Raw genomic sequence first — 1,546 nt, forward strand, 5'->3', positions numbered from 1 at the left:
GATAGCCAGTAACCGGGTGCGGATATATGCCTCATCGTCCGAGTTGATCTGCGCTCGTGGCACCCAAGGGGTGTCGTGGTCCCTACCTGTCGATGAGATTGCACTGACTGTTCGGAGTCGCTACATCGGGTCAGGAAGTGGTGGAACAGCTTTCGAATTCGGTGTCGATGAGGCGGTGTCGCAAACGGTCGTTGCCGGTCGTTGTCCTGAGACGAGGACGGCCGGTGGTTTGTGCTGCATCCATTCGGTGGCGATATGAGTGAAGGTTGCAGCAGTGAACTGGGTGGTGAGCTGGGTGGCTGCTTGCCCGTGGGTGAGGCGGCAGCCCGGAGGGCGCATGTAGGCCAACGCCAGTCGTCCGCCTGGCCGCAGGCGGGTGCCCAGATCCTTGATCACCGTGGCCGGGTCCTGCCAGTACTGCCAGACGTTGATGCCGAAGATGACGTCGAAGTCGCGCAGGTCGGGGGCAAGATGGGCGGCGTCGCCGATTCGCAGTTCGAGGAGTCCGGCCTGGGCGTGTGACCGATTGCGGTGTGCGGCCTGGCGCATCATCACAGGGGAGATGTCAATACCCACGACGTGTCCGTTGGCGGTTCTGCGGCACACGTCGTCGAGAACGGCTCCCGGACCGTAACCAACTTCGAGTACGCGGGAGCCGGAAGCGAGCGCGAGCTGATCGATGACCCATCGCCCACGGACGGTATTGGCACGGCGGCGGGCCATGATCACTCCGGCGAGAGATCCGACGGTTCCGCGGGGGTAGGCGAAGTGGGTGTAGAGACGGTCGACGAGCAGCACGACGATGCTCCTGGGCTGAGGCGACGGACTTCGGTGGGCAACGGTGGTTTTCGTGTCTCGCCGACCAGACTTCCCGGCACTCCGAGGTCCGACTGTATTCGATCGTGCCGTTGTGGTGATGGGTTCACCTCGGTGGTGACGGGCGTGTCACGGTTGGGTGAGTCCGGCGCGGATGGCGTATCGGGTGAGGGCGAGCCGGTCACGCAGGCCCAGCTTGTGCAGAATGTTGGCGCGGTGCCGGTCGACGGTCTTGACACTGATGACCAGCGCGTCGGCGATCTCACGGGTGCTGTGTCCTTCGGCGATGAGCTTCAGTACCTCCTCCTCGCGGGGGGAGAGGATGGTGTCGGGCAGGCTGTCGCCATTGTGGGCGCGTTGCAGGTAGTCGCGGATGAGGGCGGTGATCGCGCCGGGGTAGAGGAACGGTTCGCCGCGCATGGTGGCGCGGCAGGCCTCCAGCAGTTCGCGGTCGGCGACGGATTTGAGGACGTAGCCGGACGCCCCGGCTTTGAGGGATTCGAAGAAGTACTGCTCGTTGTCGTGCATGGACAGCATGAGGATGCGTACGTCCGGATATTGCCGGTTGATCTCGCGAGCGGCTTGCAGTCCGGTCACGCGGGGCATGGCGATATCCAGGATGGCGAGGTCGACCGCCGTGTCGGTGAGACGCTGGATGGCGTCGGCGCCATTGGCGGCCTCGGCGACGACGGTGAGGTCGGGTTCGGCGTCGAGGATGAGCCGCAGCCCA

Annotated in this window: 2 protein-coding genes; both read right to left on the bottom strand. The window is 64.6% G+C overall.

Annotation, left to right across the window (positions count from 1 at the left end; translation table 11 throughout):
* Window positions 1-120: 120 nt before the first annotated feature.
* Window positions 121-798 carry a class I SAM-dependent methyltransferase gene (locus ON31_RS05265; protein WP_051036881.1) on the bottom strand — a complete coding sequence of 226 codons (678 nt, stop codon included), beginning with the start codon at window positions 796-798 and terminating at the stop codon, window positions 121-123.
* Window positions 799-945: 147 nt separating this feature from the next.
* On the bottom strand, window positions 946-1,546 hold a 601-nt coding region (locus ON31_RS05270), incomplete at its 5' end, for a response regulator (protein ID WP_039809844.1).

The sequence above is a fragment of the Nocardia otitidiscaviarum NBRC 14405 genome (assembly GCF_000308635.1).
GTDB lineage: Bacteria > Actinomycetota > Actinomycetes > Mycobacteriales > Mycobacteriaceae > Nocardia > Nocardia otitidiscaviarum.